The 5,581-nt window shown below is 49.2% G+C and carries 5 protein-coding genes and 1 pseudogene; 1 reads left to right on the top strand and 5 read right to left on the bottom strand.

Translation table 11 applies throughout. The features are described 5' to 3' along the window. Nucleotides 1–272: 272 nt before the first annotated feature. A complete protein-coding gene (locus tag ACTBDZ_RS14570) occupies nt 273–2,147 on the top strand; it encodes a M3 family metallopeptidase (RefSeq protein WP_438815853.1) in 1,875 nt (624 codons plus the stop codon). A gap of 126 nt (nt 2,148–2,273) precedes the next feature. On the opposite strand, the gene glnQ is transcribed toward ACTBDZ_RS14570, so the two are convergent. The 5 genes and pseudogenes from glnQ to ACTBDZ_RS14545 all read right to left on the bottom strand — a co-directional run. Next, nucleotides 2,274–2,996 (bottom strand): glutamine ABC transporter ATP-binding protein GlnQ, encoded by a 723-nt coding sequence (gene glnQ / locus ACTBDZ_RS14565; RefSeq protein ID WP_438815852.1) that lies wholly within the window; start codon nt 2,994–2,996, stop codon nt 2,274–2,276. Then, entirely contained in the window at nt 2,993–3,652 is a 660-nt protein-coding gene (gene glnP, locus ACTBDZ_RS14560; RefSeq protein ID WP_438815851.1) for a glutamine ABC transporter permease GlnP, read from the bottom strand. Before glnP ends, glnQ begins: the two co-directional genes overlap by 4 nt. 26 nt (nt 3,653–3,678) lie before the next feature. Then, complete coding sequence (glnH, locus tag ACTBDZ_RS14555) at nt 3,679–4,422, bottom strand: glutamine ABC transporter substrate-binding protein GlnH (protein ID WP_438815850.1); 744 nt, start codon at nt 4,420–4,422, stop codon at nt 3,679–3,681. 358 nt (nt 4,423–4,780) lie between these two features. After that, nucleotides 4,781–5,287 carry a DNA starvation/stationary phase protection protein Dps gene (gene dps, locus ACTBDZ_RS14550; protein WP_222160304.1) on the bottom strand — a complete coding sequence of 169 codons (507 nt, stop codon included), beginning with the start codon at nt 5,285–5,287 and terminating at the stop codon, nt 4,781–4,783. A gap of 225 nt (nt 5,288–5,512) precedes the next feature. Then, a pseudogene (locus ACTBDZ_RS14545) lies at nt 5,513–5,581 on the bottom strand (surface-adhesin E family protein); the annotation flags it as partial.

Raw genomic sequence — 5,581 nt, 5'->3', positions numbered from 1 at the left:
TTGTTATAGGAGGGCCAGTTAGTGATTTTAAAATTTTGTTTTGCCATGGAGACCTGATTTTGAAACAACTATGGTGATCTGTTCCGATGATTACCCAAACTTTCTATTTATTCAACAAAGCCTCACTCCCCTCTCAATCCCATTCTTTTGATAACCTGACGCTAAAAACCTTGATTGGCCTGGTTGCTACTCAATCTGGAGCAAGATGATACTTGTGATATTTCCTGATACGTATCTCAATAGCAAGTGAATTAGTTGATAAAGGTAAACACATGCAAAACGTCATAGAGTATTTTAATACCCTGAATCGTGATTATCTCGCTGTGCATCAAGAGAAAGAAGCGTTGTTTTGGCAACACTACATGGGCATTGGCGATGACAATGCAGCGGAAAAATTCTCCGCTGCTGAAAGCGCCTATAAACGCTTTATCGCTGCGCCTGAACGTTTGAAAGAATTGCGCACTTATATCGCTGCCCTTGAGTCTTTGCCGAACTTGGAGCAGGACTCACAGGCAGCCGCGTTACTTCATGGATTGCTGGGGTGGTTTCGTTTTTTTGATTGTAATGTGATTGAAGAACCCCGGGCACAAGCGCTGATGGATGAGATTATCGCTGCGGAAAGTGCGCTCTATACGCAGCGAAAAAGCTATGAGGTGACTCACCTGAATGCCGATGGCGTCAAAGTCGCTGCATCCTTGGGTGAACTGCTCACCAACCAGGCGACCAACGACAATGAATCTTATCGCCAAAGTTCGCAACAAGCCCTGCGCGATGTGGAACAGTGGTTATTACACCATGGTTTCCCTGAGCTGATTACCCTGCGTAACCGTTTTGCCCGGCAGATGGGGTATCGCAATTATTTTGACTATAAAGTGAATAAAACGGAGCGGATGACCCCTGAGCAGTTGTTTGCCATCCTCGACCGCTTTGAAGAGCAAACGCGCGATGCGAATGCACGCAGTCTGGCCGCATTGGCGAGTGAGAAGGGCGATAATGCGCTGCAACCGTGGAATATTCGTTATGCCAGTGCAGGAGACGTCACCCGTCAACTGGACCCCTACTTTCCTTTTTCGGCCTCGTTAGAACGCTGGATTAACAGCTTTAAGCGACTGCACATCGGGTTCAACGGTGCAGAGATGCAACTGGATCTGTTGGTGCGCAAAGGCAAGTATGAAAATGGCTTTATGCACGGTCCGGTTCCGCCCTTTGTGCAGGAAGGGCAGTGGCTGCCAGCAAAAATTAATTTCACCAGTCTGGCTAAACCTGATCAAGTGGGCAGCGGTGCAACGGGCATCAATACCCTGTTTCATGAGGGGGGGCATGCGGCGCATTTTGCCAATATTCGTCAGAATGCCCCTTGCTTCTCGCAGGAATTCCCGCCTACATCGATGGCATATGCGGAAACGCAATCCATGTTTTGCGACAGCCTGCTGCACGACGCTGACTGGCTCAAACGTTATGCTAAGAACCGCCAGGGCGAAGCCCTCTCTGATGCGTTGATCAAAGCCGATATCGCTGTGCGCCAACCGATGCGCGCCTTTAACGAGCGCCATATCTTGCTGGTGCCTTACTTTGAATGGCAGCTTTACAGCATGGATGATGAAGCACGCACGCCAGCAGCTATTACACAACTGGCGCGTGACATTGAGCAGCGTATTTTAGGCATTGGCGGCAGCCCACGTCCTACCATTGACATCCCGCATCTTTTATCCATGGAATCAGCCTGTTCCTACCAAGGCTATCTGCTGGCGCTGATGGCGGTGGAGCAGACGCGGCATTTCTTTCTTAAGCGCGATGGCTATCTTACGGATAACCCAGCCATTGGCCCGGATCTGGCTCTGCATTACTGGCGTCCTGGCAACAGCGTCAGCCATGATGACACGCTGCGCAGTTTGACAGGCGAAGGGTTCAATCCGGCGTATCTGGCGGAGGCCTGTAATTTGACGGTTGAGCAGGCGTGGCAGCAGGCACAAGCGGCTATCCAGCATGCCGCCCAGCATCCGCAACCTGAGGTTGATGCCGATTTGAATGCCTACATTCGTATTGTCGATGGTACTCGTATATTGGCAGACAATCGGGATGGCGATAGTGCGATGTGTGAGGCGTTTGCGGCGTTTATTGAACGCGAATACCCGTATACAGCGTGAGTTTCTAAACCGGGTGCGTGTCTGGCCGGAGCGTGGTGATTTCGGCGAGCAACGCAAGGGGCAGTGACAAAGAGAAGGGGAGCCCGGTAAGGTGCTCCCCTTTTTTAATGCACTCTTGCGACAGTATCAGGAGACATGCTGCAAGAACTCACGCAACCGCTCACTGGGAGGATTGGTTATCAGCTCTTCAGGATCGCCATCTTGAGCGATACGGCCTTTATCAATAAAAATCAACCGTGAAGCGACTTTATGAGCAAATCCCACTTCGTGCGTAACGATGACCATGGTCATGCCTTCGTCCGCAAGATCTTTCATTACATTCAGTACTTCGTGACGTAATTCTGGATCGAGTGCCGAGGTTGGCTCATCAAACAGCATCAGTTTGGGTTTGACGGCGAGTGCACGTGCAATTGCTACGCGCTGCTGCTGACCGCCAGAAAGCTCGGACGGAAAGTGGTTAGCACGTTCAGACAGACCCACTTTCGCCAACAGCTCCAGTGCCAACTTTTCGGCTTCCGCTTTGCTGGCACCGCGCACGCGAATCGGGCCAAATGCCACGTTTTCCAGCGCGGTCAGATGCGGGAAAAGATAAAATTGTTGAAACACCATACCCGCTTCCTGGCGGATAAGGCGCTCATCAACTTTAGGATCGTTCACTTTCAGGCCGTCGACAATCAGTTCACCGCTGGTAATTTCTTCCAGCTTATTGATGCAGCGCAGCAGCGTGGATTTACCGGAGCCTGAGGGGCCGATAATCACCACCACTTCACCCTGGTTGATATTCAGATTGATGTCATGCAACACCTTTGTCTGACCAAAGTGTTTAGAAACGTTCTTGAATTCAATCATATAATCTTAAGTTTTCTTTCCAGCTGACGCAAAATGAAACTCAGTACCAAGGTAATGACAAGGTAAATAACCGCAACCGCACTCCAGATTTCCAGTGCGCGAAAATTACCCGCAATGATTTCTTGCCCGGAACGCGTCAGTTCCGCCACGCCGATAACGATGAACAGCGAGGTATCTTTGATACTGATGATCCATTGGTTGCCTAATGGCGGTAACATCCGGCGCAACGCCAACGGTGCAATCACATGGCGTAGCGTATCGCGTTTTGATAACCCCAGTGCCAAACCCGCCTCACGAAACCCTTTGTGAATCGACAATACCGATCCGCGCGTAATTTCAGCGATATAGGCACCTGAGTTGATCATGATGGTGACTACCGCAGCAGCGAAGGGATCGATACGCACCGACGTCAGGATCATCGGCAAGGCGAAGTAAATAAACATGACTTGTACAACAATCGGTGTACCGCGGATGACTTCAATAAACACCAACGCGATCTTGTTGGAAATCCAACTCCCGTAGACGCGGGCAAAGCCCGCGACGACACCGATAACCAAGCCACCCAGCAGACCCAGCACGGAAATCAGCAAGGTCATTTTTGCCCCTTCTAACAGAAGGGGCAGAGAAGGCCAGATGGCACTCCAATCAAACTGCATGAACGTTCTCCAGACTGATACGGCAATTATTTCGGTTCAGTGCCGAACCATTTTTTATAAATTTCAGCATAGGTGCCGTTGTCACGCAGCGTTTGCAATGCCGCATTCACTTTTTCACGCAGTTCGCTGCCTTTCGGGAAGGCGACACCGTATTGCTGTGCCTTGATGGAGTCACCCACCGCTTTAAACTGACCGTTGCCTGCTGTTTTGATGAAGTACAGGATATTCGGTGTATCATGCAGTACCGCATCGGCACGACCGACACCTAACTCCATGTAGGCATTGTCAATATTTGGGAAATGGCGCAGTTCTTTGGTCTTGATATTGGCCTTGGCGTAGTCAACCGAACCGGTACCACTTTTCACTGCCACTACTTTGCCCGCCAGATCCTGTTCACCCTGAATGCTGGTGTTATCTGATTTTACCATGACTAGCAAGCCGCTGTTGTAATAACCCTCAGAAAAATCGACGGCACGTTTACGTTCTTCCGTAATGGTGATCCCGGCCAGCGCCAAGTCAACGTTGCGGGTTTGCAGGGCAGGAATGATACCTGCGAAATCCATCGGTTTCAGGGTGTATTCCAGTTTCAACTCTTTCGCGATAGCGTCCCAGAGATCGATGTCAAAGCCGACGTATTTATCGCCTTGCTTGAACTCGAAGGGAACAAACGCTGTGTCTGTGGCAACGATGAGAGGCTTGTCCGCCGCGTAGCTGGAAACGCTCATGGTCAGCGCCAGCGCTGCCAATGAGGCCTTAAGTAGTGATTTCATCCGATCCTTCCTAATTAGCCGTTTGTGGGAAGCCTGTTTCAAGCAGGCACTACTAATAATAGTATTTAAGGAAAAAGCTGTAGAAACAGGGGGTTATATTTTATAACTCCTTGTTTTTATTCAGTGTCGCCAATGCACGCAAACGTTGCCTCCGGCACGGGACGCCGCTATGAATAACTGATTATGCTGCGAGACACAACCGTTGATTGTGTTTGAAGGGATAAAAGCTAACTTTTTGTACGAATTTTAAGAGGAAAATGTATGAATGGCAGGATAGATAAACCCTAACGGAATAGATAGGCCATCGCAACGCGATGTCGACGATGGCCTGGTGCTATTTATTTATAGAATGCCACGGTTATTCTGCGATGTTGGCTTCGATAAACCACAGGAATTTATCCAGATCGCGAGAGGCTGCCGTTAACATATCCGCACTGTCTTCATCTTCTGTTTTCGCAATGGCACTGCGCACTTCGTTTGCGACAACGCTGTAACGCTCCGCCAGCGCTTTCAGATGATCCTGTACACTGTGAATATTGGTCGGGTAGCTTTTCAGCGAGGTTTCTTTATTAATGACCTGCACCGTACCCAGTGCGACGCCACCCAGTTGTACTACGCGCTCTGCCAACGTATCCAGATGGTCGGTCAGTGCGGTACGAAAGCCGTCCAGCATTTCGTGAACGGCGATGAAATTGGCACCGCGCATGTTCCAGTGGGCTTGCTTGGTGATCAATGACAAATCGATTAAGTCGACAACTAACTTGTCCAACAGTTTGATGGTGGACGTTTTAACGTGCTCATCCAGATTATTGCGAGTATAGATGAGGTCGGATGCTGCTGCTTTTACCAATTTAGCCGTAGCCATAAGGTATCTCCTCCTGACAAATGAAATAATAATCTGACTGCTCAATGGAAATAACTATAGCAGAATTCGAAGCAGGCAATAACAAGGTAATACCTATTATAGAAATTGCCCATGCACTATGCAGGTGTATGTCTTTTTGACTGATTTTATTATAGAAATCGCACGTCATTAGGCTTTGTTGAATAAATCAGAACTTGTAACGACTGTGCCCCATCGGGTCGATTGTTACGTGATGCGAATACTGTTCGGCATTCCTAATAGCGTGATCCGGTTAAGCGCTTTGACCATCGCCAT

Source organism: Symbiopectobacterium sp. (genome assembly GCF_051710365.1).
Lineage (GTDB): Bacteria > Pseudomonadota > Gammaproteobacteria > Enterobacterales > Enterobacteriaceae > Symbiopectobacterium.
This window is presented reverse-complemented; position numbering and strand designations above follow the sequence as displayed.